Source organism: Kushneria phosphatilytica (genome assembly GCF_008247605.1).
Lineage (GTDB): Bacteria > Pseudomonadota > Gammaproteobacteria > Pseudomonadales > Halomonadaceae > Kushneria > Kushneria phosphatilytica.
Genome location: NZ_CP043420.1, coordinates 3,193,997 through 3,219,567, shown reverse-complemented (window position 1 = coordinate 3,219,567; position 25,571 = coordinate 3,193,997). Strand labels below are relative to the sequence as shown.

The following is a 25,571-nucleotide window of genomic DNA, read 5'->3' as shown; positions in this document are numbered from 1 at the left end:
TGACATTCTTATGACAGCTGCCATGAGGCAGCTGTCATCGGTTGATTTCGTATCTTTTGTGCTCGCAGTGTACAAGGACGGAAGGCAGCATGAGCGCGACAACGACGAAAGCAGTTGCTGGCGAGCCGGGGGAATCCTGGCTGGACCGCATCGGAATCCCCCATAGTCTGCGCTGGGGCTTTCTCGGCGTACTGATCTTCATGACCGGCAATGGTGTCGAGTCCAATTTCATTGCTCCGCACATGACCCAGGCACTGGGTGAGGCCGGCGCACCGCTGGTGCCAACCATTATTGCCATGTACAGCCTTGCGGTGCTGTTGGCTTCCTATCTCTCCGGCGCACTGGCGGATCTGTTCGGGCCCCGCCGCGTAATGCTGCTGGGCTTTCTGATCTGGGTGGTATTCGAAGTGGCCTTTCTCTGGTCACTGAGTATCGACTCTGTCGTGATGGTCTTTGTGACCTATTTCATGCGTGGCTTTGGCTTCCCGCTGTTCGCCTTCGCCTTTCTGGTCTGGATCAATGCCGTGTCACCTCGCAGTCGCAACGGTGCGGCGGTCGGCTGGTTCTACGTCATGTTTACCGGTGGCCTGCCTACACTCGGCTCGCTGTTTGCCGTGGTGTCGATTCCGTTTTTCGGTGGTGGCAGTACCGGTGAAGTTGGCAGCATGTGGGCCTCGACCGGCCTGGTGACGCTGGGCTTTCTGCTGGCCTGGTTCGGCGTTCGTGAGCCGACCGGCAGGCAGCGGTTGGCGCCATCGGGCGAGTCCGCCTCTGAAGTGATCACCAGCGGGCTGCGGCTGACGTTCCGTGAGCCACGGGTGGCCATGGGCTTTCTGGTGCGTCTGATCAATACTGCGCCCGAATTCGGCATGTTTGTCATCCTGCCGGCCGTCATTGCTGACGATCTGGGCTGGGGGCAGTCGCGCTGGCTGCTGATGACCACTGTGGTTTATGCCGGCAATATTCTGTTCAACGCTGCCTTCGGTACTCTCGGCGATCGATGGGGCTGGACGCGTACCGTGCGCTGGTTTGGCGTGGTGGGCTCGGCCGTCGGTCTGCTGGCCTGGTGGTATGTGCCGCATATGGTGCCGGCAGGGTCGGACTGGGGCTACTTCGTGTCGCTGGCTGCAGGCACCGTATTCGGTATCATGCTGGCCGGTTTCGTGCCGATGGGGGCGATCATGCCGGCGCTGGTCCCCGAGCACAAGGGTGCGGCAATGGCGATGTATACCACGGCAGCCGGCGGCGCCATTTTCCTGGGAACGGCCGTAGTGGCTGTGGTGCAGCCCCTGCTGGGTAATGTTGGCGTGGTCTGGACCTTTGTAGCCCTCTATGCCAGCGCCTTCGTGATGCTGCACTGGCTGAAGGTGGATCAGAGCGACGAAGCGGAAATGGCCGAAGCGTCTTCCGGACATACCGGGGAGGTGGCATATGGCAACGCATGAGCCCTGGCGCCTCGATGATCACGTGGTAGTGGTGACAGGCGCTTCTGCCGGTATCGGTCTGGCCATCTGTACTGCCATGGCGCGCCAGGGCGCCCGCCTGGCCATGCTTGATCGGGATGAACAGGTGATCGAGGCGGCCGACCATTTCGAGGATGCCATTGGCGTGGTAGCCGATGTGACATGCAGTGATGAACTCGATCAGGCCCGTGATGAAGTGACGGCGCGGCTGGGGCCGATCGATGTGCTGGTCAACAATGCTGGTGTCATTGCCCTGGATGCAGCCGAAAATCTCAGCGAGCAGCACTGGGATCGCACCCTGGACGTCAATCTCAAGGGGACTTTCCTGAGCAGTCAGGTCTTCGGTCGCCAGATGCTCGAGCGTGGTGAAGGGGCAATCGTCAATATCGCCTCCCAGGCCGGGCTGGTCGCGCTGGATCAGCACCTGGCCTACTGTGCCAGCAAGGCAGGGGTAATCGGCCTGACGCGTTCACTGGCGCTGGAGTGGTCACCGCGGGGCGTGCGGGTCAACGCGGTGTCGCCGACGATCGTGATGACCGAGCTGGGCCAGCAGGCCTGGTCCGGCCCCGAGGGGGAGCGCGCTCGTGAGCGCATTCCCCTGCGCCGCTTCGCCGAGCCCGAGGATGTAGCTCATGCGGTTGTTTATCTTGCCACACCGGCTTCCGCCATGCTTTCCGGCGAAAATCTGGTGGTCGATGGTGGCTATACCATCAGTTGACATCGACTGACATTCCGAAGAGAGGATGAGGATGGGGCCGCTGGAGATCGCGCCCATACGGTATGCGAAGTGGAGGAGGCTCAAGTACCATCATTACAGACCGATAAGTATCGCATCGGGCGGGACACTCGGGTGCAGAGGCAATGCCATACAGGATCAAGGCTCTTTGGGAAGCACTGGAAGAGAGCCGGCTACGCGAGCGTCGCATCATTGATAGCGCTCGCGATGCCTTTGCATCACTGGATGCCGACTGGCGCATCCTGGACTGGAATCGCGCTGCCGAGCGGTTGTTCGGCTGGCAGCGAGAGGAGGTCATTGGTAAACAGGGCTTCCTGCTGTTGACGCCGGAAGACGAAGGTCCGGACTTGCGTCGGATGCAGATTGAAGGGTTGTTGAACCGGGATGTGCGTGGTTCGGAGGGCGCCATTCTGGAGCTCCCGATTGTCTGCAGCAACGGGGTCCGGAAGACCGTAGAGACCTCTGTCTGGCAGCTCGATCTCGGTGGGCGAATCGAGTATTACACCTTTTCCCGCGATGTCACGGAACGCAAGCAGCTGGAGCAGGAGCTGAGTCGCCGGGCGCATTATGACATTCTGACCTGTGCCCTGAATCGCACGGCAATTTTCGAACGCCTGACCGGGATGCTGGCTTCGGATGAACACGCGACTGCTGTGCTGCTGGTCGATATTGATCATTTCAAACGCATTAATGCCACTTATGGGCATGCAACCGCCGATCAGGTGCTGATCGAGGTGTCACGGCGGTTGCGTGGCTGCGTGGGGGAGCATGATAGCGTCGGCCGGCTGGCGAGCGACGAATTCGTGATCGTGATGCAGTCTCACGAGAAGCAAGAGGTAACGGCTCTGGCGCGTCGTATTCTGGCATCGCTGGAACAGCCTATCGAGTTGCCTGACGACTCGGTTCATTCGAGCGCCAGTATCGGCATCGCCCTGGCAGAGCCGGGAGACAGTGCCGAGTCACTGCTTCAGGCCGCGGAAATGGCGATGTTTACTGCCAAACGTTCGGGACGCGGCCGGCATGCCTGTTTTGAGCCTGTGCTGAGACAGCGCGTCACCGAACGGATCAGATTGGAGGCTGCCCTGCGGCACGCCATTCATCATGATGAACTACGGCTTTACTATCAGCCGGTCGTATCAGCTGCCACCGGGCGTGTCGAGGCTGTCGAGGCGTTGCTGCGCTGGCAGCATCCGGAACGGGGGCTGATCATGCCCGGCGATTTCATTCCAATGGCCGAGGAAACGGGGCTGATCGTGCCGCTGGGACGCTGGGTGATCGAGCAGGCCTGTCGTCAGGCGGTGCTCTGGCAGAATATGCAAGGGGGCAGCCCGGAACTGCGGATATCGGTCAATCTTTCTCCCCGACAGATCGCCCAGCCCCGTCTGGTCGAGGATGTCCGCACCATTCTGGCAGGTGTTTCATCCTCCGGTAAGCGCATCCGCTTCGGTTTCGAGGTCACCGAAACAGTCATGATGCATGATCCTCAGGCATCTGCCGACACCCTGTGTGCTCTGAGAGAGCTCGGTGCGCATCTGTCGCTGGATGATTTCGGCACCGGCTATTCCTCGATGGCTTATCTCAAGCATCTGCCCTTTGACACGCTGAAAATCGATCGCACCTTCATCAAGGGCGTAGCCGATGACGACAGTGATCGTTCCATCATTCGTTCGATGCTGGCGCTGGCCGATGGGTTGAATCTGGATGTGGTCGCAGAAGGGGTCGAGACCGAGGCTCAGCGACAGACGTTGCAGACCCTGGGCATTCAGCGCATGCAGGGGTACCTGTTTGCCCGGCCACAACCGGCAGAGAACATCGAACGGATGATGGGCGGTTCGCTGGAAGCGCTTGAGTAGGCACCATCCGAATTCAGCGTGTACACTTGCCGATTCGGTTATCTACCAGTCGTCGGCCTCTTGCCGATGCCGTATCGATGGCCGTTCGGCCAATGCCTACCCGCAGTTCCTGTGTCAAAGACGAGAGGGTCAAGGGTCTTCATGAGCGAATATTCCCTGTTCACTTCCGAATCCGTATCCGAAGGTCATCCGGACAAGATTGCCGATCAGATTTCCGACGCGGTGCTCGATGCGCTGATCGCTCGTGACAAACACGCACGCGTGGCCTGTGAAACGCTGGTCAAGACGGGTGTGGCGATCGTGGCGGGCGAAATCACGACCAGTGCCTGGGTCGATCTGGAGGACCTGGTGCGCCGGGTGATTACCGAGATCGGCTATACCTCCTCTCAGGTGGGGTTTGATGGGGCCACCTGTGGGGTCATCAATCTGATCGGCAAGCAGAGCGTCGATATCGCCCAGGGGGTGGATCGCAGCAAACCCGAGGATCAGGGGGCAGGCGATCAGGGGCTGATGTTCGGTTACGCCACCAACGAAACGCCCTCCTACATGCCGGCGCCAATTCACTATTCACACCGTTTGGTCGAGCGTCAGTCACAGCTGCGGCGTAACGGCACGCTCTCCTGGTTACGCCCCGATGCCAAAAGCCAGGTCACCTTCCGCTATGGTGACAATGGTCAGCCGGTTGCCGTCGATGCCGTGGTGCTCTCCACCCAGCACGATGACGACATTTCACAGGAAGAGCTGCGTCACGCTGTTGAGGAGCTGATCATCCGTGATGTGCTGCCGGCTGAGTGGATTACCGACGAGACACGTTTTCATATCAACCCGACCGGCAAGTTCGTGATTGGCGGTCCGGTGGGTGACTGCGGCCTGACCGGGCGCAAGATCATCGTCGATACCTATGGTGGCATGGCCCGCCATGGTGGCGGTGCCTTCTCCGGCAAGGATCCTTCCAAGGTCGATCGCAGTGCCGCCTATGCCGGACGTTATGTGGCCAAGAACATCGTGGCTGCCGGCCTGGCTGACAAGTGCGAGATTCAGATCTCGTACGCCATTGGTGTCGCCGAGCCGACGTCGGTATCGATCAATACCTTCGGTACCGGTCGGATCGGTGATGATCGCATCATCGAGCTGGTGCGCGAGCATTTTGATCTGCGCCCTCATGCCATTACCCGCATGCTCGATCTATTGCACCCGATGTATCAGCTGACCGCTTCCTACGGTCACTTCGGCCGCGAGCCGTTCGAACACAGCTATCGCTGGACGGACTTCAACGGCGAGGAGCATGTCGAGACCTTCACGGCGTTCCCGTGGGAAAAGATCGATCGTGCTGCAGCCCTGAAAGCTGCCGCGGGTCTGGAATAAGCGCCTCACCTCAGGCGATGCGAAGGCCCACCGACTGGTGGGCCTTTTCATTTCTGCGACATCATGCGGCGCTACCGTAGCATCGGGCATGCGTTATCCTGAGTCATCGATATCCAGTCAGCTTCGGAATGACGACCGCATGCTCAATATTGCTGCACTTTTTATTACCATCACTGCCCTGTTTTCCTGGTTCAATCACCGCTTCATACGCATGCCCGCGACCATTGGCGTGATGGTCATTGCACTGCTGATCTCCCTGCTGTTGCTGGTGCTCAATCACTTTGGTGTCACCGTGATCACTGACCAGGCCCGCCACTGGCTTGAGCGGATCAACTTCAACACGCTGCTGATGGACGGCATGCTGTCATTTCTGCTGTTTGCCGGTGCCCTGCACGTCGATCTCGATCAGCTCAGACGTTACCGGTGGTCGATCGGCCTGCTGGCTACAGGTGGCGTGGTTATTTCGACGGTGGTGGTAGGCAGTGCTGCCTGGGCGCTGTTTGCCGTGTTTGGTGCCGGCATTCCCTGGTTATGGTGCCTGGTGTTTGGCGCACTGATTGCACCGACCGATCCCATTGCAGTGCTGGGGATCATGCGCAGCGCCGGGGCGCCTGCCGATATGGAAATCAAGATTGTTGGCGAGTCGCTGTTCAACGATGGCGTAGCGGTCGTGGTGTTCTCGACCCTGCTGGGGGCTGCTTCGACACATGAGGCACTGACGCTGCCTCATATCGGCCTGCTGTTTGCCCAGGAGGCCGGCGGCGGCATTGCGCTGGGCATGGCGGTCGGCGCGCTGGTCTATTACCTGATGAAGGCCATCGATCAGCACCAGGTCGAGGTGATGCTCTCTCTGGCGCTGGTAGTGGGCGGCTATGCACTGGCCTCGCAGCTTGAGGTGTCAGGTCCCATTGCCATGGTGGTAGCCGGGCTGATCATCGGCAACATGGCGCGTACCGGGGCCATGTCGCAGAACACGCGCACCTATGTGGATGGGTTCTGGGAACTGATCGATGAAATGCTCAACGCCATTCTGTTTGTGCTGATTGGTCTGGAGCTGCTGCTGATTCCCTTTCAGTTGCACTACCTCTGGGTAGCGCTGCCACTGATTGCGATCATTCTGGCTACCCGCTATCTCACCATCGGTATCCCGCTGACCACACTGCGTCGCTGGGTGGGCTTTCGTCGAGGCACTACCCGAGTACTGACATGGGGCGGGCTGCGTGGTGGTATATCGGTGGCACTGGCGCTGGGATTACCCAGCGTTCCCTGGCGTGAGCCGCTGGTCATGATCACCTACCTTATTGTGCTGTTCTCGATTCTGGTGCAGGGGCTGACCATCGATCGAGTCGTGAAAGGCGTGGTCGATGGATCCTCCTCATCCGCTACCTGAACCTGAACCCTGTGACAGGTGAGAACGTGGCACTGGCCGGGGCAGACACGCTATCATGCCCCGGGATGCCGCAGCGGGGCGGCATCGGATTGTGTTGCCGTTTCGAGGGGCGCTGCAGCGGAGGTTTTCGCGAGGCTCGAAGCGGTGGTTATCAGTAACGGCGCCCGCTGTCTGTCAGGAGCACTGCATGGCTACCGCTGAAAACGCCGTCGCACAGGATTACAAGGTTGCCGATATCGGATTGGCCGACTGGGGTCGTCGCGAGATCCGTATCGCTGAAACCGAAATGCCGGCATTGATGAAGATCCGCGAGAAGTACCGCGCCGAGCAGCCGCTTGCAGGCGCCCGGATCGCCGGCTGCATTCACATGACCATTCAGACCGCGGTGCTGATCGAGACGCTGGTTGAGCTTGGTGCCAGTGTCCGCTGGTCATCCTGCAATATCTTTTCCACTCAGGATCAGGCTGCGGCTGCCATTGCGGCCTCCGGTGTGCCGGTGTTCGCCTGGAAGGGCGAGACCGAGGAGGAGTTCTGGTGGTGCATCGAACAGACCGTGGAAGGGCCCAACGGCTGGACTCCCAACATGGTGCTGGATGACGGTGGCGATCTGACCGGTCTGTTGCACGACAAGCGCCCCGAACTGCTCGATGCCATTCACGGCATCAGCGAGGAAACCACAACCGGCGTGCATCGGCTAGTCGACATGATGCGCCAGGGCACGCTGAAGGTGCCGGCAATCAACGTCAACGACTCGGTCACCAAGTCCAAGAACGACAACAAGTACGGTTGTCGTCATTCGCTGTCGGATGCCATCAAGCGTGGTCTTGATCACCTGCTCTCCGGCAAGCAGGCGCTGGTAATCGGCTACGGCGATGTCGGCAAGGGCTCTGCAGCCGGCCTTCGTAACGAGGGCATGATCGTCAAGGTTACCGAGGTCGATCCGATCTGTGCCATGCAGGCCTGCATGGACGGTTACGAGGTCGTTTCGCCCTATGTCGATGGCAACAACGATGAATCCGACGCCAGCGTCAATCGCGAGCTGCTCTCTCGCATCGATGTGCTGGTAACGACCACCGGCAACATCAATGTCTGCGATGCCGGCATGCTCAAGGCACTCAAGAAGGGCGCAGTGGTTTGCAATATCGGCCACTTCGATAACGAGATCGACACCGCTTACATGCGCAAGCACTGGGGCTGGGAAGAGATCAAGCCGCAGGTCCACAAGATTTATCGCGATGGCGGACCGAACAGCTTCGACCCTGCCAGCGACGATTATCTGCTGTTGCTCTCCGAAGGGCGCCTGGTCAATCTGGGTAATGCGACCGGCCATCCCTCGCGGGTCATGGACGGCTCCTTTGCCGACCAGGTACTGGCGCAGATTCATCTCTATCAGGGACGCTTTGCCGATCTGCCGAAGGAAGACCGCCCCGAGATCAGCGTGGCGGTGCTGCCCAAGCAGCTCGACGAGGAAGTGGCCCGCTACATGGTGGAAGGCTTCGGTGGTACGCTGACGAAGATGACTGCGAAGCAGGCCGAGTACACCGGCGTGCCGCAGGAAGGCCCCTTCAAGCCGGATGCCTATCGCTACTGAGTAGTCCTGCCATATGTTGTCAGCGCCGTCCCGGTCCGGGACGGCGTTTTGCGTTGCCGCTTCAGTGATGGTGTTGCCTGGCCATGAAGGCTTTGGCATGGGCATCCACCGCCCGAATCGCGCCCACGATGTCGGTTGGGGCCAGGTGATAGGCCAGGTTATGGCTGGATTCCCCTTCCTGCAGAGCCGTTTCGGCCACCCGCATCAGATCGTTATCCGTGGCCTGCGCGAGCTTGAGCGCTTCCAGCGTCACCGGTAATCCGAGTGCGATATAAAGCGTCAGATAACGCTCCAGCTCTACCTGTGGTGTCTGATCAAGTACCAGTTGGGTCAGCGTGCCATAGGCGACCTTCTCGCCATGGGTCAGTTCGTGAATCGCGCCATGCAGGGCGGTGAAACCGTTGTGAATGGCATGTGCGGCGGCCAGTCCGCCACTTTCAAAACCGAGCCCGCTGAGCAGGGTATTGGCTTCCACTACCGCTTCGAGGGCTGGAGTGACCACGCCGGCACGGTTGGCCTCCCAGGCAAGCAACGCCTGTTCGAACAGGACCTGCTCGCACTTTTCGCCGATGGTCTGACCCAGCAGGGTAGGCAGGCCTCCTGCCATGTTGGCAGCACCGGAGCGGATGACAGCGCGGGCTTCTACCCAGGTGGCCAGGGCATCGGCGATACCGGAAGCCAGAAAGCGAGGGGGCGCCTGGGCAATGAGGTGCGTGTCTACCAGCACGAGATCCGGATTGTGATCGTAGAAACGATAGGAGTCGAAAACGCCTTCATCCGTATAGATCACCGATAGCGCGCTGGTTGGTGCATCGGTCGAAGCCGTGGTAGGGAGAATGGCGCAGGGAGTGCCCAGCCGGTCGGCGACGCCCTTGGCGGTATCGAGCGTCTTGCCTCCGCCGAAGCCCACCACCACGAGTGCCTGTTCGCCCAGCGCGACCAGTCGATCAATCTCATGGCTGGAGGCTTCACCACCGAAACGCGCGTACTCGAAGCTGACCTTCGAGGCTTCAAGGCTTTTCGTCAGCGCCTGACCGGCCATCTGCCAGACGAAATCGTCGGCGATGATCAGGGCCGATTGGCCCAGCCGACCGATATGGTGGCCGGCGCGCTGAATCGCATGTGCCCCCTGGATATAGCGGCCGGGGCTGATGAAGACCTTCTCCCGAATGGTGTCCTGTACGGCAGCCATGACAAACCTCCCCCTGATGTTGGCTAAAGCCCGGCGGCGCTATGTCTCCCGCTTCGACAGCGTTCTGGCCATTGACCGGGCAAGTCGTGCCTTCTCAGCATGGCGTATACGGCTACCTCAGGACGTGTGACACGACGTCGCGTGCCGTTTCGTGCCGGGTGATCTGCCATTCAGGTGAGGGCTTTTATTGTATTGATCAGGGGCGCTGCTGAATCATTGGGATACGATTCAGATTTTCCACGGCTTCCATCAGCATTGGTGCCAGTTGGTAGCGAAATCTCTCGGGTGTCCAGTGCTCTCGCGTAGCAGCAATATGTATGGCGCCCATGGGGGCACCATGACGATCAGTGATTGCCTTGCCCAGGGTCAGTTCACCGGGAACACACTCTTCGATGGCCATGGCATAACCATTACGCCGCGCCCGTTTTACCTCCCGCCGTAGCGCGGTCAGTGTGGTCAGCGTGTCAGGGGTCAGTGATCTTCGGTCGCTGCGACGCAGGATATCGTCGACTTGCCCGTCATTCAGTTGAGCCAGCATGGCACGCCCACCGGCTGTGCAGAACAGGGGCATGCGCCGCCCAACCAGTGAGGCCTCCGGATAGTCGTAGCGACTGGACTGACGTACGACATAGATCAGAGTCGTGTCATCGAACAGGCTCAGATTGACTCTTTCATGGCATTTCTCTCGAAGTGAAAGAATGGTCGGCATGACCCGGTCGATCAGTGGATGAGCCCGCAGATATGCCCAGGAGAGTTCAAGGGTTCGTTTGCCGAGATAGAAGCGGCGGGTGTCGGGATGCTGTTCCAGCATGCCCAGGCGAGTCAGGGTATGGGTGAAGCGTTGGACACTGCTGCGGTCAAGTCCGGTGGCCTCTACCAGTTCCTGGTGACTCAGTGACACCGAGTGTTCGGTAAAGGCGTAAAGCACGGTCATGGCCTTTTCAAGCGAGTGCACGAACAGGCGGCTACGGGGCATGAGGCGTCTCTTTTATTGCAATGCAATATTATTTATGTCATTGCAATCTTGCAATTCCGGAGAGCTTGATTCAACCATGACCCCGAGTGCTCCCTGCAGCAGTGCGGAGCAACAACAACAATACCGCGCGGAGATTCGTGATGACCGAGGTGTTTGAAAGGGCCGAGGAAGCGTCAGGTTTGCGGGAGCAGCAGCGTCGGCGCCGGGGTCGCAAGGCGGTTGTCGCGGCTGCCTTCGGTAATGTTCTGGAATGGTATGATTTTGCCGTTTACGGTTTTCTGGCCACCACGATCGGGCACCATTTCTTCCCTTCCGATAGCGAAGCGGCAGCGCTGATGGCGACCTTTGCCGTCTTCGGCGTGGGCTTTGTGGTGCGTCCACTTGGTGGCATTGTCATTGGCTGGGTGGCCGATCGTCGCGGACGCAAGCAAGCGTTGTTGCTGACCCTGTTTTCAATGGCCGTCAGTACGACGGCCATCGGTCTGATTCCCTCGGCGGCGACCATCGGTCTCTGGGCGCCTGTGCTGTTACTGCTGGCGCGTCTGGTACAAGGGTTTTCAACAGGAGGCGAATGGGGCGGGTCTACCGCCTTCATGGTGGAGTGGGCGCCTGGTCATCGTCGCGGTTTCTTCGGCAGCTTTCAGCAGAGCAGTGTGGCGTTGGGTCTGCTGCTGGGATCGGGGGTCATCGCATTACTCGGTAGCCTGTTGAGTGATGCTGTCATGAGCGACTGGGGCTGGCGCATTCCGTTTCTCATGGGGGCCATTCTGGGGCCAGTCGGGCTCTATATCCGCCGGGATATCGATGAAACGCCAGCCTATGAAGCCGCCAGGGCCGAACAGCATGACGTGACCGAAGAAGGCGCCGGACAGTCGATGCAGCGAGCAGCACGTGCCTTCGCCTTTACCACGCTCTGGACCGTGGCCTATTACGTCATGCTGGCCTATATGCCGACCTTTCTGCAGCAGCATGCCGGTCTTACAGGGACTCAGTCGTTGTGGTCCAACACCATCGGGCTATGCGTACTGGTGGTTGCTGCCCCGTTAATGGGCGCACTTTCCGATCGCTGGGGACGCCGGACATTACTGCTGAGCAGCTGTGTGGCCTTTTTCCTGCTGGCCTGGCCGCTGTTTGTCTGGGTAACGGGTGCACGCACACTGGGGTTGGCCATCGTGGTGCAGTGTTTGTTCGCCGTCATGATTGCCATGTTTTCCGGACCCGGGCCGGCGGCGATTGCCGAAATGTTTCCCACCCGCAGTCGCTCGCTCTGGATGTCGACCGGCTATAGTCTGGCGGTAGCGGTATTCGGCGGTTTCGCGCCACTGATTGCTACGGTGCTGATCGAGCAGACAGGGCTGGTGACCTCTCCGACCTGGTATCTGATGGCGGCGGCGGTAATCTCCGGAAGCGTTATATTCGCCATGCCGGAAACCGCACGTCAGGCGCTGCGCTGAACGCAACTCGGATCAATCGGAGCGGGAGAAAAGCAATGGATCAGGAACAGCCTTCGTGGCAGTGGGATGAAACGGTCTGGCGTAACAGGGTTGAACAGGTGCGCGCGGGAGAGAGGCTGGTCCCGACGCACTGGCCGAATGGCGCACGTTGTGCCGTGGCACTGTCCTTTGACAGTGACCACGAGACCAGTGAGCTGCGTGACGGGGGCAAGTCCATCGGTCGCATGAGCTGGGGGCAGGCTGCCAATCGAGTGGGGATACCGCGGATTCTGGCACTGCTGGAGCAGCACGATATACCGGCGACATTTTTCGTGCCGGCAGTGGTCGCTCAGCTTTATCCCGAGGAGCAGCGCGACATTATTGCCCGGGGTCATGAAATCGGCCTGCATGGATGGATTCATGAACTCAACTCGGTGCTTGAATACGCGGATGAAAAGCGACTGATGCTCAACTCTTCTCGTGTACTTGCCGAGATTACGGGCGTGAAGCCGGTTGGCATGCGTACTCCCTCCTGGGATTACAGCCCGCATACACTGCGTATCGCTGAAGAGATGGCGCTGCTTTATGACTCATCGCTGATGGCAGATGAGCATTGTTATCGACTGATTCGGGAGGGAAAACCTTCCAATGTGATCGAGTTCCCGGTGGAGTGGGTACGCGACGATGCCGTTTATTTCATGATGAACCGTTTCCAGTCCCTGCGTCCCTATACACCGCCCGGCGATGTCTTCGATATTTTCATGCGTGAATTTGATGGTGCCTGGGAGGAGGGCGGCGTATTTCAGCTGACATTGCATCCTCATATCATCGGATATCGATCGCGCATCTGGATTCTGGCGCGTCTGATCGAACACATGAAACAGCGCGGCGATATCTGGTTTGCAACGCATCAGCAGGTCGTTGAATGGGCGCGCGACCACGCTGGCTAGCCGCTGCTCATATCGGCAGATCCGCTCTTTCTTTAGCGCTTTAGCGCTTTAGCGCCTTGCGCAATTGCGTCAGGGTGCGGGTATTGAGCACATCATCCTTCTCGAGCCATCCCCGACGAGCCTGATCGACACCAAAGGCCATGTGAGCGAGTTGCCCCGTGGCGTGGGAGTCAGTGGCGATCGAGATCAGGACGCCGGCTTCCTTTGCCATGCGGACGTGAATGTCGCGCAGGTCGAGTCGCGCCGGCTGGGCATTGATTTCCAGGCAGACGCCACGGTCGGCGGCGCCATCCACGACCCGTTGCATGTCGAGCTCATAACCGTCGCGACCATTGACGATACGCCCGGTAGGGTGGGCGATAATGCTGACATGGGGATTGTCCATGGCGCGCAGCAATCGCTCGGTCTGACGGTCGCGGTCGAGATTGAAGCGCGAATGAATCGAGGCCACGCAAAGGTCCAGTTCGGCCAGGACATCGTCGGGTAGATCGAGCTGTCCATCCTCGAGGATGTCGACTTCTATCGACTTGAGCACTGTGAAGCGTTTGAGTTGCTCATTGAGCTTGTCAATGGCGGTGAGCTGCTCGCGTAGACGCCTGGCGTCCAGACCATTGGCCATTGCCAGCCGTTGGGAGTGATCGGTGATGGCGATGTAGTTGTATCCCTGGCGCCGTCCGGCTTCGGCCATCTCTTCAAGCGATGCCTTGCCGTCGGTTGCAGTGGTGTGCATGTGCAGATCACCGCGGATGTCATCGGGCGTGATCAATTGGGGGAGCTTGCCTCTCTGCGCGGCCTCGATTTCGCCACGATTCTCGCGCAGCTCTGGCGCAATCCAGGGCAGTTCCACCTGAGCGAAGACCGCTTCTTCAGTATGACCGGCCAGCTGCCTGTCGCCCTTGAAAACACCGTATTCGTTAATCTTCAGACCGCGGGCAACCGCCATCTTGCGTACGGCCACATTGTGCGCCTGAGAGCCGGTAAAATAATAAAGCGCAGCCCCGAAACTCTCTTCGGGCACAACGCGAACATCGACCTGCAATCCCGATTTCAGATGCACAGTGGTCTTGGTATCGCCACTTAGTGCAACTCGTTCGATTTCCTCCCACTCGGCGACGTGTGCCATGACACGCCGGCCCTCCTCGGCAACCACCAGGATATCGAGATCGCCCACGGTCTCGCGACGACGGCGATAGCTACCGGCGACGACGACCTGTTCGACGCCGTCACACTGTTCAATATGTTGCCGCAATCCTTCCGCAGCCTGCTGAGCTTCATCCAGACGGGTGCGGCCCGCCTGCTGATTCAGGCGTTCAGCTTCCTCCAGAATCTTTTTCTCGGTCTTGTCGCCGAAGCCGGACAGGGCGCTGATGCGCTGTTCTCGAGCGGCCTGCTTGAGTGCGTCGAGCGAATCGATGCCGAGCTCGTCATACAGGGTCTTGACCCGTTTGGGTCCCAGCGAGTCGATTCGGGTCAGTTCGATCAGGCCAGGGGGGACCTGTTGTTGCGCCTCTGCCAATGCAGGCAGAGATCCGGTTCGGTGCAGGGTCGCGATCTTGTCTGCCAGATCCTTGCCGATACCGTCCAGCGTGGTCAGATCTTCTTCCCGCTCAAGCATGTCAGCGATGGCCACTGACAAGCCCTCGATGGTCTGAGCCGCGCTGCGATAGGCGCGCACACGAAAGGTATTGGCACCCTGAATCTCCAGCAGATCTGCCAGTTGATTGAAGGCGCGGGCGATCTCGGCGTTCTGCATCATCCCCTCATCTGATTTCAAGCCACTTTTACAGCATAGCTGTCCGATGGGTGTCGGACAGCCCGGTTACCCGGCAGGGCTGCAGTCAACGTCCTGGCGGGACCCCTAATCTGGAGATGGATACAGCAGCCAGGGGGGACTCATGACCGTGATGTCACCATTAACTACCATTGATCTGGAATTTCTTCAGGCGCCCGAACAGGGTGATGCCACCAGCGCAGCAGTACCCGAAGCACGGGGCCACCGGGGCGGTGTGATCGTCGCCCATGGCGTCGACCTCGGCAGGCTCGATCATGAGCGATTCGCGCAGATGGCAGTGGATGATGCGTTGCGGCGCAAGCTGGCGCCCTATCTGGGACTGACCGGCAGTGAGGCCAGAGCACTGCTCAGTGCTGGCCCATTGCGACTTTCACCCGCCCAGGTACGCCAGCTCGATACGGCCGTACACGAGCCACTGATTGCCGAGTTGATGGAGCGTTTCGAACGCTGTGGAGGCATCGCCTGGCATGCGCTTTCGGTGACAGCGGCGACTGTGCTGGTTCGGGAAGCGCTCTGTCAGGACACCGTGCTGGAGCGCTCATGTCCACGTTTATGGCGTGCCGCCGTAGCCGGGGATCAGGCGGCCATGCTACGGGTGCTGCACGACACCGGAGAGGTGCCCGCTGAACGTGTCATGCAGGCAACCGAGTATCTGGAGCAGACCATGCTCGATGCAGAGAGCTACTGATCGGTTCTTTTCTCCTGCGTCGATTGGGTGCCCGGGAAGCATTGAAGCCGGTAACTGTGCCATCATGTGTTCCCTGTGACCGATGAACAGCTCACCGTCCGGCGGTGGTCGCCCACAGGGAGCACGATGGTGTGTTGCGGTCATGGATTCAGTGCAGGCCCGGCTCGCTCAAGGAGAACGCAATGGCCAACGCCAGTGACGTGCGGATTCTTTTCGTCTCGGATATACACCTGGGCACGCCGGATGCGCAGGCCAGTCTGTTGCGTTATCTGCTGCGACAGACCCGCCCCGAGCGAGTTTACCTGGTGGGAGATGTGTTCGACCTGATCGCAATGAAGCATCGGGCCGTACTCGACAGTGCTCAGCAGGCACTGGTGCGTCACATTCTGCGTATGGCACGTACCGGGTGTGAGGTGATCTACATCCCCGGTAATCATGATGCGGCCTTTCGGACCTTTTGCGGACAGAAGTTTCATAATGTGCGTATCGAACGCGATGTGATCCATGAAACCCGTGATGGGCGACGTTTACTGATCAGCCATGGGGATGAATTCGATGGCCATTTCGATGGACCGCGCTGGAAGCTGATCATCGGCGAGATGCTGCTCAAGAGCATGCGTCGTATCAATCGCTGGACAGTGCGCTTGCGGCGCCGCCTGGGGCGCCCCTACTGGTCGCTCTCGGGTGCAGCCAAGCGGCGTTCCGGCAATGTGCGTGACTTTGCCGCCGCCTTTCGTGCTTCGGCACTGAGCCGAGCCAAACACGAGCAGGTGGATGGCTATGTGGGCGGTCACATTCATATCCCCGGTTTTGAGCTGCGTGAAGGGCTTCTCTACTGCAACGACGGGGACTGGGTAGAACATTGCACGGCGCTGGCCGAGGGATCGGATGGCCGTCTCAGGCTGATCGACTGGCATGGCAATACCCTGGTTGATGATCCCTGTCCGCCCACCGGTGTGCGTGAACATACCGAAGCGGAAAGCTGGCTCGGGGAGCAGAGACTGGAAGAAGAGGCGGTTACGGACGAATCGCGCGAGCGCTGACTTTGGCTGCTGTCACGTCCCTGCCATCCGGCTGTTATCGCATGGTCATGCAGTAATCCCATCCTGAATGGTGTTATCCCACACCTGTCAGGAGCGCTGTCATGACTTGCTTTCGTCAGGATATTCGTACCCTGTTCATCTCTGATCTGCATCTGGGCACGCCCGATTGTCAGGCACAGTTGCTCGTCGATCTACTGCGGCGTGCCCGGCCCGAGCGACTCTATCTTGTGGGCGATGTGTTCGATCTGTTGGCCATGCAGCGTCGCGCTGTGCTGCCTCGTCAGCAACAGGCTGTGATTGCGCGAATACTGAGACTGGCACGCAGCGGCTGCGAAGTTATCTATATTCCCGGCAATCATGACGCCGCCTTCAGACGTCTATGCGGGCTCGAGATCCATAATGTGAGTGTTCGACGGCGGGCAGTGCATCGGCTGGGTGATGGCCGCCGATTGCTGGTGGCTCATGGTGATGAGTTCGATGGCCATGTGCGGATGGCGCCCTGGCTGATCACGCTGGGGGATCGAACGCATCGGGTGGTGATGACCATCAATCGCTGGGTCAATCACTGGCGACGCCTGACCGGTCGGCCCTGGTGGTCACTGGCCGGCGCCGTCAAACGCCGCTCCGGCACGGCCCAGCGCTATGTGGCCCAGTTCGAGCGCCTGGCCCTGCATCAGGCCGAACGTGAAGGCTTTGATGGGTATATCGGAGGGCATATCCATCAGCCCGGTTTTGCACAGCAGGACGGGCGGCTCTACTGCAATGACGGTGACTGGGTTGAGCACTGCACAGCGCTGGTGGAAACAATCAGTGGTACGCTTGAACTCATCGACTGGCGTGGTCAGCGGCTATTGAACGAGCCGATCAATGACTGCGGGGCCGATATCGACGAGGCGCTGGCCCACGCGCCTGCCTGAGGCCTGATCCGGTCTCCCTCCCGGGGGTTTTGGCACCATCCGGAATGTTTTGCTCGTCATGATGAGACACGCAGTAAAATGTCTCATGCGCGCAGAAAATCGGAATATTGATTGGCCTGCAGGAGGTCATGTGATCAGGGGCAGGGCCCCTGATCGATAGGCGTTCCGGTGGTTATCGGAAAGCTCAATCGGTCCTGCAGGTAGAGGAGGTGGTCATTGATAATTCTTCGAACAGGGCTTCCCATTTTGGCAGGATGATTTCCGGTTTGAAGCGATCAATGCTGTCATAAGCGCGGCGGGAATAGGAACTTCGCAGGCTTTCATCCGACATCAGACGCTCAAGAATTTCCGCCAGCGCTTGCGTGTTCTCGGCTTCGGCCAGAAGGCCATTATGTTCATCATCAATAATTTCTGCAGGGCCCGCCAGGCAATCAAAGGAAGCCAGAGGCACGCCATGAGCAGCAGCTTCGATCAGCACCATACCAAAGCCTTCAAAGCGTGAGCTCAAACAGAAAATACCTGCCTGATCATAAAAGGCTTCTATATTTTTCGTATGCGGATGGAATTCAACGGAGTCTTCAATCGTCAGTTCTCGCGCCTGGGCCTTTAGCGCCTGCTCCTCTTCACCGCTACCCACGATTTGCAAGGTCCAATCGGGATGTTTACCGATTACCTGATGCCAGGTCTGTAACAGCAGATCAAAACCCTTCTGATGAAATAAGCGGCCTACTGCCAGCACGACCCTGGAGTCAGGGTGATAATGATAGTCGGGTTTGCGAAAGGGAAGGGGGTTATTGATGGTCTTCATGCGTGCTCTTGGCCGCGTCCTGTTCTGCCACATGCGTGTGTCAGCCTCTGTCAGAGTCACCACGGCTGTAGCAGTCCAGGCAGCGACATAGCGAGCTACCGGGCGAAGCATGGAATCACTGCTGGCGGTAAAGTTGTAATGCTCCCAGTTGACGTGAGCGATCCCCAGCCCCCTGACGGCCGGGCTGACCAGCAGAGTCAACATGGTTTCAATATTAACGACAATGTCAAAATTGCCGTCTTTCAGAAAGCGCCGAATGGCAAGCACCAGCTTCAGATAATTCCGGTAAAGAGGAAGCTTTTCCTCAAACAGGGAAATCGTACGTACTCGCTCATTCAGCTCGAAAAAACTTTCGCCACTATTCCAGAGTGTGACCAGAGTAATGTCGTGTCCACGCTCGGCCAGTCCATTGATAATGTTGATGGCAACACGTTCAGTACCCGCACCCGATGAGATGTGATTTATGATGAAACAGAGTTTCTTCATGTTCTGAACCTTGCCATGAAACGGGTGGATTTAAGGAATGAATAGAAATTGGAAAGTTCAGGTGAAAGGAACAGGGCTCGCGTATTAAAGGGCAGTTCAATCGAATGTTGGCGTCTTGATACACCGACCTTTTTTACCATACGTCTTATATTGGGCAAGGCGCGTCGATAACCATACATGTCATTGTTGATGTTTTTGTAAAAAAGTGTGGCCTGAAAGGCAACATGCAGTGCCAGAGTGCGGGTCAGCTCGCTGGTCGATTTACGCGCCAGGGCCAGGTAATAGTCGATGACTGCTTCGATATCTTCAAGATCCTTTTGTGAAGGATTGCGGGTAATGCTTTCCATGTTGCAGCGATAGGCAATCAGCGGGGTTTCAATGGCCGTAATGCGTGTTGCTCGCAGATAGAGCTGCGGCAACAGAAACATGTCTTCATAACGACGGCCGAGTGGAAACTCCAGTCCTTCAAACAATTCCCGGCGATAGATACGAGCCCATAAAAACCACCAGCCATGCGAAAAGATACGCTTGAAGGTCTCTTCGGATGCCTCACCTTCGCAGGGCGCTACCACAGTGGTATTGAACGGATAGCTGTTAATGAACCGCTCACCTTCAACCTGATCGAAGCGAATGGCGTTGAATTCCACGATATCCGGTAGCGTAGTGCTGTGATCGAGGATATCGAATAGCCGGTCACCATAGCCGGGCAACAACAGATCATCGCCATCCAAAAAGGCAATGTATTCGCCGCGAGCGGCCCGCAGGCCGTGGTTGCGCGCCGCACTAACCCCGCCATTGGGTTGCTCGATGAGCTGGATGTTTTCCTGATCGAGTCGGTTGCCCAGAAAACGGCGTATGACTTCCCGCGTACCATCGGTCGAGCCATCATCAATGATGACCAGCTCCATGGCATCACGAAGCTCCGGCATGATCGATGCCAGAGCCGGCTCGATCATGTTTTCCAGATTATACGTTGCGACGATCAGGGAGAGCCGAAAATCAGGCATGAGTCGTTGCCTCTCCGCGCAGAACATTGCCCATTATGCCATTGCGTAACAGTACTATGGCGAGGGTAAAGAAGATAATGGTCTCCGTGGTCAATAGTGTCACGGCACCCCCCATGGCGCCGTAATAGTGCGCCATGGGAATCAGGGCCACCAGATGTACCACTGCCATGACGGCCGGTACCTGGGTATAAATACGGCGATAGCCGTAGGGCAGTAACATGTAATTGCCAAAGATCATGGAGGTACTGACGAGGAAGACCAGGGGCGCCAGTACCTGAATGATGGGCGTGGCATCCGCATACTGATCGCCCAGCGCCAGCTCGGTGATCAGGGGTGCGAACAGGAACAGAGCTACCGAAATCAGCAGCGTCAGGATGCATTGACCAACCATCAGCTTGCGAAGAAAGGCATTGGCTTTGGCTTCGCTTTCCTTGAGCAGCACATTGACCCGAGGGAAGAAGGCATTACCCAATACCAGAAAGGCCGAGGTGATGGCGTTGCGAATCTTGTCGGAAGCGTTAAACAGGCCGGTCTGGGTGTGCGTCGATACCATGCCGAGCATGACAGTCGTACTCATGGTGTAGAGGCTGATGGCAATGGTGGCGATAAAGATCGGAAAGCCATCTCTGAAGGCCTCTTTCACATCAGCAGGTGAAATGGCGGTGAAAGCGATGGCGCGATAATGCCGTACGAAGAAACAGGCAATCAATCCTGCCATGACCGAGGTGGAAGACTGGATCAGTGCGGCTACCCAGAGATCATCAGGGCTATGTACAAACAGAAAAATCAGTGGAACTGAAGTTGCCCTGGCCGTTAGGGAGGAAACCGTGACTGCCCAGAGCCGTTCAATACCCTGAAACAGCCAAACCGGTAACAGTACCGAGCCGGCGACCTGGATGCCGGCAAAGGCCAGAATCAGCGCAATATCATTAAGCGAGGGGACAAATATTACGGACAGCAACAGACCGAGCAGAACGATGCCAAGCAGCACCGTCTTGGAGGTCATGGTTGTCCAGAATATTTGCGATATATAGTGTTTATCCTCACGGTTTTCCGCGATTTTCTTGGTGGCGGTCAGATTGAAACCGTAATCGGTAAACAGGGTGCAATACTGAGCAATGGCAAAGACAAAACCCAGCACACCGAAATTGGCCGGGCCTAGAACTCTTGCAAGATAAGGGAAGGTGATCAGGGGCAGAATATACTGGCCGCCCTGGAGCACCAGCAGGGAAAAGACATTCTTGGCAAGCTGAGATTTGATCATGTAAGCGCGCAACGGCTTAAGGCTGAAAAATGGATGGCTTTACCCCGGTTCCGGCAGTAACTCATGAGGTGATCTCACAGGCAAAACTACGCCCTCATGGACGTCGTTATCGTGTCATGATTGTTGTAGCTCTTTCCAACGTAACGATGCCGGAGCCAGCGGTTGGCACAGGATAGAAGTCAATAAGCGAAGCGTCTATGCCATTGTCGCTGAATTACAGCCATGAACTGTTACGCATGGATACGTCCGGAGCGTTTTGCATACGCCATGAAAACTTCCGAAACGCGATGGCAGTATTGCCATCATGAAAATGAAGTTTTCCCGGGGAGGATCAGTATGTGGATGCCCATGGGCCAAAGCGAGTCACCTCCTTTTTATACCCAAAGTTAATGACTATTGTTCGTCAGACTATTGCCTGAAGAGCTGATTGTGCAGAGTGTTGATGGGTCTGCATGCAACATGACGCAGATTGTATCCCGGGGCGAGAAACTTTCATTGGCAGCTGTTCAGGGCAGGCGGCAGAATGCCGTAAATCCGGTTGTCCGTTTACCTCTGCCCAGGGAGTGTGCCAATGACGAGTACCGCCTTTCACACCAGCTTCGAATTCTTCCCGCCGCGTACCGAAGCCGGCCGCGACAAGCTGATGGGGGTGCGTGACCGTCTGGTAGAGCAGGACCCTTCCTTCTTCTCGGTGACCTTTGGCGCCGGGGGCTCTACGCGCGAGCCAACTTTCGACACGGTGTGTCAGGTCCGCGAAACCGGCATCAATACCGCCCCACATCTTTCCTGTGTGGCCAGTGACAAGGCATCGCTGCGTGATCTGCTGCACCGCTATCAGGAAGCCGGGATCAGTCGAATCGTTGCTCTGCGCGGTGATATGCCATCAGGCACCCTGGCGGGCGGTGAGCTGCGTTATGCGCGTGATCTGGTCGATTTCATTCGTCACGAAACCGGCGATCACTTCAGGCTTTCAGTAGCCGCCTATCCCGAGTGCCATCCCCAGGCGTCGAGTTTCGAGCAGGATATCGATCACTTTGTTGACAAGGTTCGTGCCGGCGCAGACATGGCCATCACCCAGTATTTCTTCAATGCTGAAGCATATTTCCATTTTGTTGAGCAGGTGCGCCGGCGCGGTGTCGATGTCCCCATCGTGCCGGGCATCATGCCGATCACCAACTTCACCAAACTGGCCCGCTTCTCCGATATGTGTGGCGCTGATATCCCGCGCTGGATTCGCAGACAGCTCGAGGCCTACGGTGATGACAGCGAAAGTATCCGGGCCTTCGGTGAAGAAGTGGTCAGCACGCTCTGTCAACGACTGGTCGAGGGCGGTGCGCCGGGCTTGCACTTTTATACGCTCAATCAGGCTGATGCGAGTCTTGCCATTCTCGGGAATCTCGGGCTGGGCCAAAGGCAGGTGTCTGCCTGTTGATTCAGCCTGTTTTCATCATGTTCGACTAATCTTGTGGATGACGGTCAGGGCGCATTTGATGCTCTGGACCCCTTCACCTGCAAGGAGAGGCGGACATGAGACGATGGCTGATGAGTTTGGCACTGCTGGGATGTGCCGCCCCGGCACTGGCCGATGTGACAGTCGAAATGCACAGGCTCGACGCTCAGGGAATCGGTGAGTCGATTGGCACGGTGACCTTCGAGGAGAGTCGGTATGGTTTGCTGATCCAGCCGGCGCTTCACGATCTGCCGGCCGGGACACTTCACGGTTTCCATCTTCATCAGAACCCTGACTGTGGGCCTGCCACCCATAACGGTAAAACGACACCCGGTGGTGCTGCGGGCGGTCACTTCGATCCCGGAGGCACCGATACGCATGCCGGCCCTTATGTCGAGCAGAGTCACCTGGGTGATATGCCGGTATTGATGATTGGTCCTCAGGGCAAGGCCACTACCCCCATGCTGGCGCCGCGGCTGAAGGAGTCCGATTTGATGGGGCATGCCGTGATCGTGCATGAGGGAGGAGACACTTATGACGAGCCGCCGAAGCTGGGCGGTGGCGGCGCTCGCCTGGCTTGTGGCGTAATCAATGGATCAGCGTGAGCCGCCTTGTTGCCATGCCATGAACGCCCTGCCGATGAGCCGGCAGGGCGTTTGTCTTTTCGAAAGGTATTCAGCTCAATCCGAGGGCTTGCCGGGATCGAGAATCTTCACTGTCTGCATGTCGTTTTGACGCTGCGATTCACGGATCCGGTTGACTCGGGTCTCCAGTTCATCGGTCGTCTCTTCCTCGATGGGTAGCTGCTCGAAGAAATCGCAACTGACGCAGTCCCGATAGCGAATACCGTGCTGTTCCCAGCTGCGAACACGATCCATGGCGCCACACCGGGGACAGACCGCACCGGCGATGAAGCGCTTTGGGGTGGAATCACTCATGCTCTCTCCCGGGCGATCGACTGACCGCCCAACGAATAGGTCAATGGGGCGATAGGTAAAACAGGGGACGACTTATTCGGCGGGCGTCGCCTCGGCAATCCCCGAATGACGTAACAGAGGTTCGATTTGCGGATCGCGGCCACGGAACCGGCGGAACAGTTCGGCGGCGTCCCGGGCGCCTCCCTGCTCGAGAATATCTTCACGAAAGCGTTGGCCGATGGCGGCATCCACCGGACTGATGGCTTCCTCAAACGCAGAGTAGGCATCGGCCGAGAGTACTTCCGCCCATTTGTAGCTGTAGTAACCGGCGGCATAACCGCCAGCAAAGATATGACTGAAACCATGCTGGAAGCGGTTGAAAGGCGCCTGGGGCACTACGGCCACACTCTGCCGGACCTCATCGAGCAACTGCTGAATATCGTCAGCAGCAGGCGCTTCGTGTTCGTGGTGCAAACGCAGATCAAACAGCGAAAATTCGAGCTGGCGTGCCATCTGCATGGCCGACTGAAAGTTGCGCGCTGCCTGTAGCTTGGCCAGTTCCTCATCCGGTAGCGGTTCGCCGGTCTCGATATGTGAGGTGATCATGTCCAGCCCTTCGCGCTCCCAGCAGAAGTTCTCCAGGAACTGACTGGGCAGCTCGACTGCATCCCAGGCCACGCCATTGATCCCGGAAATATCCGCGACTTCCTGACGAGTCAGCATATGATGCAAACCATGCCCGAACTCATGGAACAGGGTCAGCACTTCATCATGCGTCAGCAGTGCAGGTTTGCCGCCAATTGGCCGGGTAAAGTTGCAGGTCAGATAAGCCACCGGCAGCTGGATGCTGTCGTCATCGAGGCGGCGACGCACTCGACACTCATCCATCCATGCGCCACCGCGCTTGCCTTCGCGGGCGTAAAGATCAAGATAGAAGCCGGCAATCGGTACACCATTTTCGAGAATGTCGTAGAAGCGAACATCCTCATGCCAGCGCGGCGCCTCGAGGTTTTCGCGAAAGCTGATGCCGAACAGTTGCCCGGTCACCTTGAACAGCCCCTCGATAACCTTCGGTGCCGGAAACCAGGGACGTAGGGCTTCCTGGGAGAGCGCGTAGCGAGCTTCACGCAGTCGCTCGCTGGCATAACCGATATCCCATGGCTCAAGTTGCTCCAGCCCCAGCTCATCGCGAGCAAATGCCGCCAGCGCTTCGAATTCCTGCCGGGCCTGAGGTACGGCGCGACCTGCCAGGTCGTTGAGGAAATCGAGAACCTGCTGCGGTGATTCAGCCATCTTGGTCGCCAGTGAATAGTCCGCATAGGTGTCAAAGCCGACCAGTCTTGCCAGTTCCTGCCGCAGGGTGACGATTTCCGCCATGATCTCGGAATTGTCATGCATGCCGGCATTGGGTCCCTGCTCGGAGGCGCGGGTGACAAAGGCGGTATACACCGTCTTGCGCAGCTCACGATCACTGGCATGAGTCATAACCGGGAAGAAGCTCGGGAAATCAAGGGTGATGCGATAGCCTTCGATGCTCTTGGCCTCTGCATTGGCACTCAGGGTATCCAGTGCGCTCTGGGGTAACCCTGTCAAACGCTCGGCCTCGACATCGAGATGCCACGCCTGAGTGGCATCAAGCACATTGTTGGCAAAACTGTTGGCCAGCTCCGAGAGGCGCGCCTGAATTTCGCCAAAGCGAGCCTTGCGTTCCGGATCGAGGTCAACGCCAGCCAACCGGAAATCTCGCAGTGTATTGTCTATCGACCGCTGTTGAGCGTCATCCAGACGCGCGAATTCGTCACTTTTTCGCAGAGTCTCAAAGGCTCGGAACAACCCTTCATGCTGGCCAAGCCAGGTGCTATAGGCCGAGAGTTTTCCGAGACAGGCCTGATAAGCCTCGCGTAATTCCGGCGAGTTCATGGTGGAATTGAGGTGGGACACCGGCGACCATGCCTGCGACAATCGGTCGTTGAGCGTCTCCAGCGGTTGCACCAGACCCGTCCAGCTGCACTCGCCTTGCTGTACCAGTGTCTCGATTGCCTTGCGATTCTCATCGAGCAGCTGTTCGATGGCCGGTTCGATGTGGTCGGGACGGAGAGTGTCAAAGGGTGGAAGGCGATGGGACAGTAGTAGCGGATTCTCGCTGGAAGCGTTCATGGACTCGGAACCTCGAACCTGAAGGAAAACGGAATAAAAGACGTCATGATGAACAGCCCGTATTCGATCAATCATGAGGGCAGCCACACGGGC

At 58.1% G+C, this 25,571-nt stretch carries 21 protein-coding genes, 1 pseudogene and 1 riboswitch; of the genes and pseudogenes, 13 read left to right on the top strand and 9 right to left on the bottom strand.

Annotated features, from left to right (window positions below):
• Positions 1-89: 89 nt before the first annotated feature.
• The 6 genes from FY550_RS14985 (at position 90) to ahcY (ending at position 8,398) form a co-directional block, all read left to right on the top strand.
• On the top strand, positions 90-1,445 hold the full coding sequence (locus tag FY550_RS14985; RefSeq protein ID WP_070979527.1) for an MFS transporter: 1,356 nt from the start codon (positions 90-92) through the stop codon (positions 1,443-1,445).
• The gene (locus FY550_RS14980) at positions 1,432-2,181 is read left to right on the top strand and encodes a GolD/DthD family dehydrogenase (RefSeq protein ID WP_070979525.1); all 750 of its coding nucleotides are present in this window, start codon (positions 1,432-1,434) and stop codon (positions 2,179-2,181) included. The genes FY550_RS14985 and FY550_RS14980 overlap by 14 nt, the downstream gene beginning before the upstream one ends.
• Before the next feature lie 143 nt (positions 2,182-2,324).
• Positions 2,325-4,052 (top strand): putative bifunctional diguanylate cyclase/phosphodiesterase, encoded by a 1,728-nt coding sequence (locus tag FY550_RS14975; protein WP_070979522.1) that lies wholly within the window; start codon positions 2,325-2,327, stop codon positions 4,050-4,052.
• Positions 4,053-4,193: 141 nt separating this feature from the next.
• Positions 4,194-5,417, top strand: coding sequence for a methionine adenosyltransferase (metK, locus tag FY550_RS14970; protein WP_070979520.1), 1,224 nt, complete (start codon positions 4,194-4,196; stop codon positions 5,415-5,417).
• 139 nt (positions 5,418-5,556) lie between these two features.
• Positions 5,557-6,807, top strand: coding sequence for a cation:proton antiporter (locus FY550_RS14965; protein ID WP_149054636.1), 1,251 nt, complete (start codon positions 5,557-5,559; stop codon positions 6,805-6,807).
• Positions 6,808-6,905: 98 nt separating this feature from the next.
• A riboswitch (S-adenosyl-L-homocysteine riboswitch) is annotated at positions 6,906-6,980 on the top strand.
• Positions 6,981-6,994: 14 nt separating this feature from the next.
• Positions 6,995-8,398 carry an adenosylhomocysteinase gene (gene ahcY / locus FY550_RS14960; RefSeq protein ID WP_070979516.1) on the top strand — a complete coding sequence of 468 codons (1,404 nt, stop codon included), beginning with the start codon at positions 6,995-6,997 and terminating at the stop codon, positions 8,396-8,398.
• 61 nt (positions 8,399-8,459) lie between these two features.
• Here the strand turns inward: ahcY and FY550_RS14955 are convergent, their stop codons facing one another.
• Together FY550_RS14955 and FY550_RS14950 are read right to left on the bottom strand one after the other, a co-directional pair.
• Positions 8,460-9,590, bottom strand: coding sequence for a glycerol dehydrogenase (locus FY550_RS14955; protein ID WP_084388167.1), 1,131 nt, complete (start codon positions 9,588-9,590; stop codon positions 8,460-8,462).
• Positions 9,591-9,786: 196 nt separating this feature from the next.
• Entirely contained in the window at positions 9,787-10,566 is a 780-nt protein-coding gene (locus FY550_RS14950; RefSeq protein ID WP_070979514.1) for an IclR family transcriptional regulator, read from the bottom strand.
• A gap of 140 nt (positions 10,567-10,706) precedes the next feature.
• Here FY550_RS14950 and FY550_RS14945 point away from each other — a divergent pair, with 140 nt between their 5' ends.
• Entirely contained in the window at positions 10,707-12,020 is a 1,314-nt protein-coding gene (locus FY550_RS14945; protein WP_084388166.1) for an MFS transporter, read from the top strand.
• A 35-nt stretch (positions 12,021-12,055) separates the two neighbouring features.
• Entirely contained in the window at positions 12,056-12,949 is an 894-nt protein-coding gene (locus tag FY550_RS14940; protein ID WP_070979512.1) for a polysaccharide deacetylase family protein, read from the top strand.
• Between the two features lie 40 nt (positions 12,950-12,989).
• Here the strand turns inward: FY550_RS14940 and polX are convergent, their stop codons facing one another.
• Complete coding sequence (gene polX / locus FY550_RS14935) at positions 12,990-14,705, bottom strand: DNA polymerase/3'-5' exonuclease PolX (RefSeq protein ID WP_139148722.1); 1,716 nt, start codon at positions 14,703-14,705, stop codon at positions 12,990-12,992.
• Between the two features lie 139 nt (positions 14,706-14,844).
• Between polX and FY550_RS14930 the strand changes: the two genes are divergently transcribed.
• The 3 genes from FY550_RS14930 (at position 14,845) to FY550_RS14920 (ending at position 17,389) form a co-directional block, all read left to right on the top strand.
• Positions 14,845-15,429 (top strand): pesticin C-terminus-like muramidase, encoded by a 585-nt coding sequence (locus tag FY550_RS14930; RefSeq protein WP_070979507.1) that lies wholly within the window; start codon positions 14,845-14,847, stop codon positions 15,427-15,429.
• Positions 15,430-15,611: 182 nt separating this feature from the next.
• Positions 15,612-16,472, top strand: a complete 861-nt coding sequence (locus FY550_RS14925; RefSeq protein ID WP_070979504.1) for a UDP-2,3-diacylglucosamine diphosphatase — start codon at positions 15,612-15,614, stop codon at positions 16,470-16,472.
• 101 nt (positions 16,473-16,573) lie between these two features.
• Positions 16,574-17,389: a UDP-2,3-diacylglucosamine diphosphatase gene (locus tag FY550_RS14920; protein ID WP_070979502.1), complete on the top strand. Its 816-nt coding sequence runs from the start codon at positions 16,574-16,576 to the stop codon at positions 17,387-17,389.
• Between the two features lie 184 nt (positions 17,390-17,573).
• Here the strand turns inward: FY550_RS14920 and FY550_RS17130 are convergent, their stop codons facing one another.
• The 4 genes and pseudogenes from FY550_RS17130 to FY550_RS14905 all read right to left on the bottom strand — a co-directional run bounded on the left by FY550_RS17130 (position 17,574) and on the right by FY550_RS14905 (position 20,954).
• The gene (locus tag FY550_RS17130; RefSeq protein ID WP_233350224.1) at positions 17,574-18,197 is read right to left on the bottom strand and encodes a glycosyltransferase; all 624 of its coding nucleotides are present in this window, start codon (positions 18,195-18,197) and stop codon (positions 17,574-17,576) included.
• A gap of 39 nt (positions 18,198-18,236) precedes the next feature.
• A pseudogene (locus FY550_RS17275) lies at positions 18,237-18,683 on the bottom strand (glycosyltransferase); the annotation flags it as partial.
• Entirely contained in the window at positions 18,680-19,690 is a 1,011-nt protein-coding gene (locus FY550_RS14910; RefSeq protein WP_070979495.1) for a glycosyltransferase, read from the bottom strand. The pseudogene FY550_RS17275 and the gene FY550_RS14910, both read right to left, overlap by 4 nt.
• Positions 19,683-20,954, bottom strand: coding sequence for a flippase (locus FY550_RS14905; RefSeq protein ID WP_070979492.1), 1,272 nt, complete (start codon positions 20,952-20,954; stop codon positions 19,683-19,685). Before FY550_RS14905 ends, FY550_RS14910 begins: the two co-directional genes overlap by 8 nt.
• Before the next feature lie 571 nt (positions 20,955-21,525).
• Here FY550_RS14905 and metF point away from each other — a divergent pair.
• Together metF and FY550_RS14895 are read left to right on the top strand one after the other, a co-directional pair.
• Positions 21,526-22,386: a methylenetetrahydrofolate reductase [NAD(P)H] gene (gene metF, locus FY550_RS14900; protein WP_070979490.1), complete on the top strand. Its 861-nt coding sequence runs from the start codon at positions 21,526-21,528 to the stop codon at positions 22,384-22,386.
• A gap of 95 nt (positions 22,387-22,481) precedes the next feature.
• Positions 22,482-23,009, top strand: coding sequence for a superoxide dismutase family protein (locus tag FY550_RS14895; protein ID WP_070979488.1), 528 nt, complete (start codon positions 22,482-22,484; stop codon positions 23,007-23,009).
• A 75-nt stretch (positions 23,010-23,084) separates the two neighbouring features.
• Here the strand turns inward: FY550_RS14895 and FY550_RS14890 are convergent, their stop codons facing one another.
• Together FY550_RS14890 and prlC are read right to left on the bottom strand one after the other, a co-directional pair.
• On the bottom strand, positions 23,085-23,342 hold the full coding sequence (locus tag FY550_RS14890; protein ID WP_070979486.1) for a YheV family putative zinc ribbon protein: 258 nt from the start codon (positions 23,340-23,342) through the stop codon (positions 23,085-23,087).
• Positions 23,343-23,414: 72 nt separating this feature from the next.
• A complete protein-coding gene (gene prlC / locus FY550_RS14885) occupies positions 23,415-25,478 on the bottom strand; it encodes an oligopeptidase A (protein ID WP_149054717.1) in 2,064 nt (687 codons plus the stop codon).
• Between the last annotated feature and the right edge of the window lie 93 nt (positions 25,479-25,571).

Bases quoted from the DNA above. Each gene is read 5' to 3' on its own strand.
- FY550_RS14985 (WP_070979527.1), top strand. From the start codon at position 90: ATGAGCGCGACAACGACGAAAGCAGTTGCTGGCGAGCCGGGGGAATCC.
- FY550_RS14980 (WP_070979525.1), top strand. From the start codon at position 1,432: ATGGCAACGCATGAGCCCTGGCGCCTCGATGATCACGTGGTAGTGGTG.
- FY550_RS14975 (WP_070979522.1), top strand. From the start codon at position 2,325: ATGCCATACAGGATCAAGGCTCTTTGGGAAGCACTGGAAGAGAGCCGG.
- metK (WP_070979520.1), top strand. From the start codon at position 4,194: ATGAGCGAATATTCCCTGTTCACTTCCGAATCCGTATCCGAAGGTCAT.
- FY550_RS14965 (WP_149054636.1), top strand. From the start codon at position 5,557: ATGCTCAATATTGCTGCACTTTTTATTACCATCACTGCCCTGTTTTCC.
- ahcY (WP_070979516.1), top strand. From the start codon at position 6,995: ATGGCTACCGCTGAAAACGCCGTCGCACAGGATTACAAGGTTGCCGAT.
- FY550_RS14955 (WP_084388167.1), bottom strand. From the start codon at position 9,590: ATGGCTGCCGTACAGGACACCATTCGGGAGAAGGTCTTCATCAGCCCC.
- FY550_RS14950 (WP_070979514.1), bottom strand. From the start codon at position 10,566: ATGCCCCGTAGCCGCCTGTTCGTGCACTCGCTTGAAAAGGCCATGACC.
- FY550_RS14945 (WP_084388166.1), top strand. From the start codon at position 10,707: ATGACCGAGGTGTTTGAAAGGGCCGAGGAAGCGTCAGGTTTGCGGGAG.
- FY550_RS14940 (WP_070979512.1), top strand. From the start codon at position 12,056: ATGGATCAGGAACAGCCTTCGTGGCAGTGGGATGAAACGGTCTGGCGT.
- polX (WP_139148722.1), bottom strand. From the start codon at position 14,705: ATGATGCAGAACGCCGAGATCGCCCGCGCCTTCAATCAACTGGCAGAT.
- FY550_RS14930 (WP_070979507.1), top strand. From the start codon at position 14,845: ATGACCGTGATGTCACCATTAACTACCATTGATCTGGAATTTCTTCAG.
- FY550_RS14925 (WP_070979504.1), top strand. From the start codon at position 15,612: ATGGCCAACGCCAGTGACGTGCGGATTCTTTTCGTCTCGGATATACAC.
- FY550_RS14920 (WP_070979502.1), top strand. From the start codon at position 16,574: ATGACTTGCTTTCGTCAGGATATTCGTACCCTGTTCATCTCTGATCTG.
- FY550_RS17130 (WP_233350224.1), bottom strand. From the start codon at position 18,197: ATGAAGACCATCAATAACCCCCTTCCCTTTCGCAAACCCGACTATCAT.
- FY550_RS14910 (WP_070979495.1), bottom strand. From the start codon at position 19,690: ATGCCTGATTTTCGGCTCTCCCTGATCGTCGCAACGTATAATCTGGAA.
- FY550_RS14905 (WP_070979492.1), bottom strand. From the start codon at position 20,954: ATGATCAAATCTCAGCTTGCCAAGAATGTCTTTTCCCTGCTGGTGCTC.
- metF (WP_070979490.1), top strand. From the start codon at position 21,526: ATGACGAGTACCGCCTTTCACACCAGCTTCGAATTCTTCCCGCCGCGT.
- FY550_RS14895 (WP_070979488.1), top strand. From the start codon at position 22,482: ATGAGACGATGGCTGATGAGTTTGGCACTGCTGGGATGTGCCGCCCCG.
- FY550_RS14890 (WP_070979486.1), bottom strand. From the start codon at position 23,342: ATGAGTGATTCCACCCCAAAGCGCTTCATCGCCGGTGCGGTCTGTCCC.
- prlC (WP_149054717.1), bottom strand. From the start codon at position 25,478: ATGAACGCTTCCAGCGAGAATCCGCTACTACTGTCCCATCGCCTTCCA.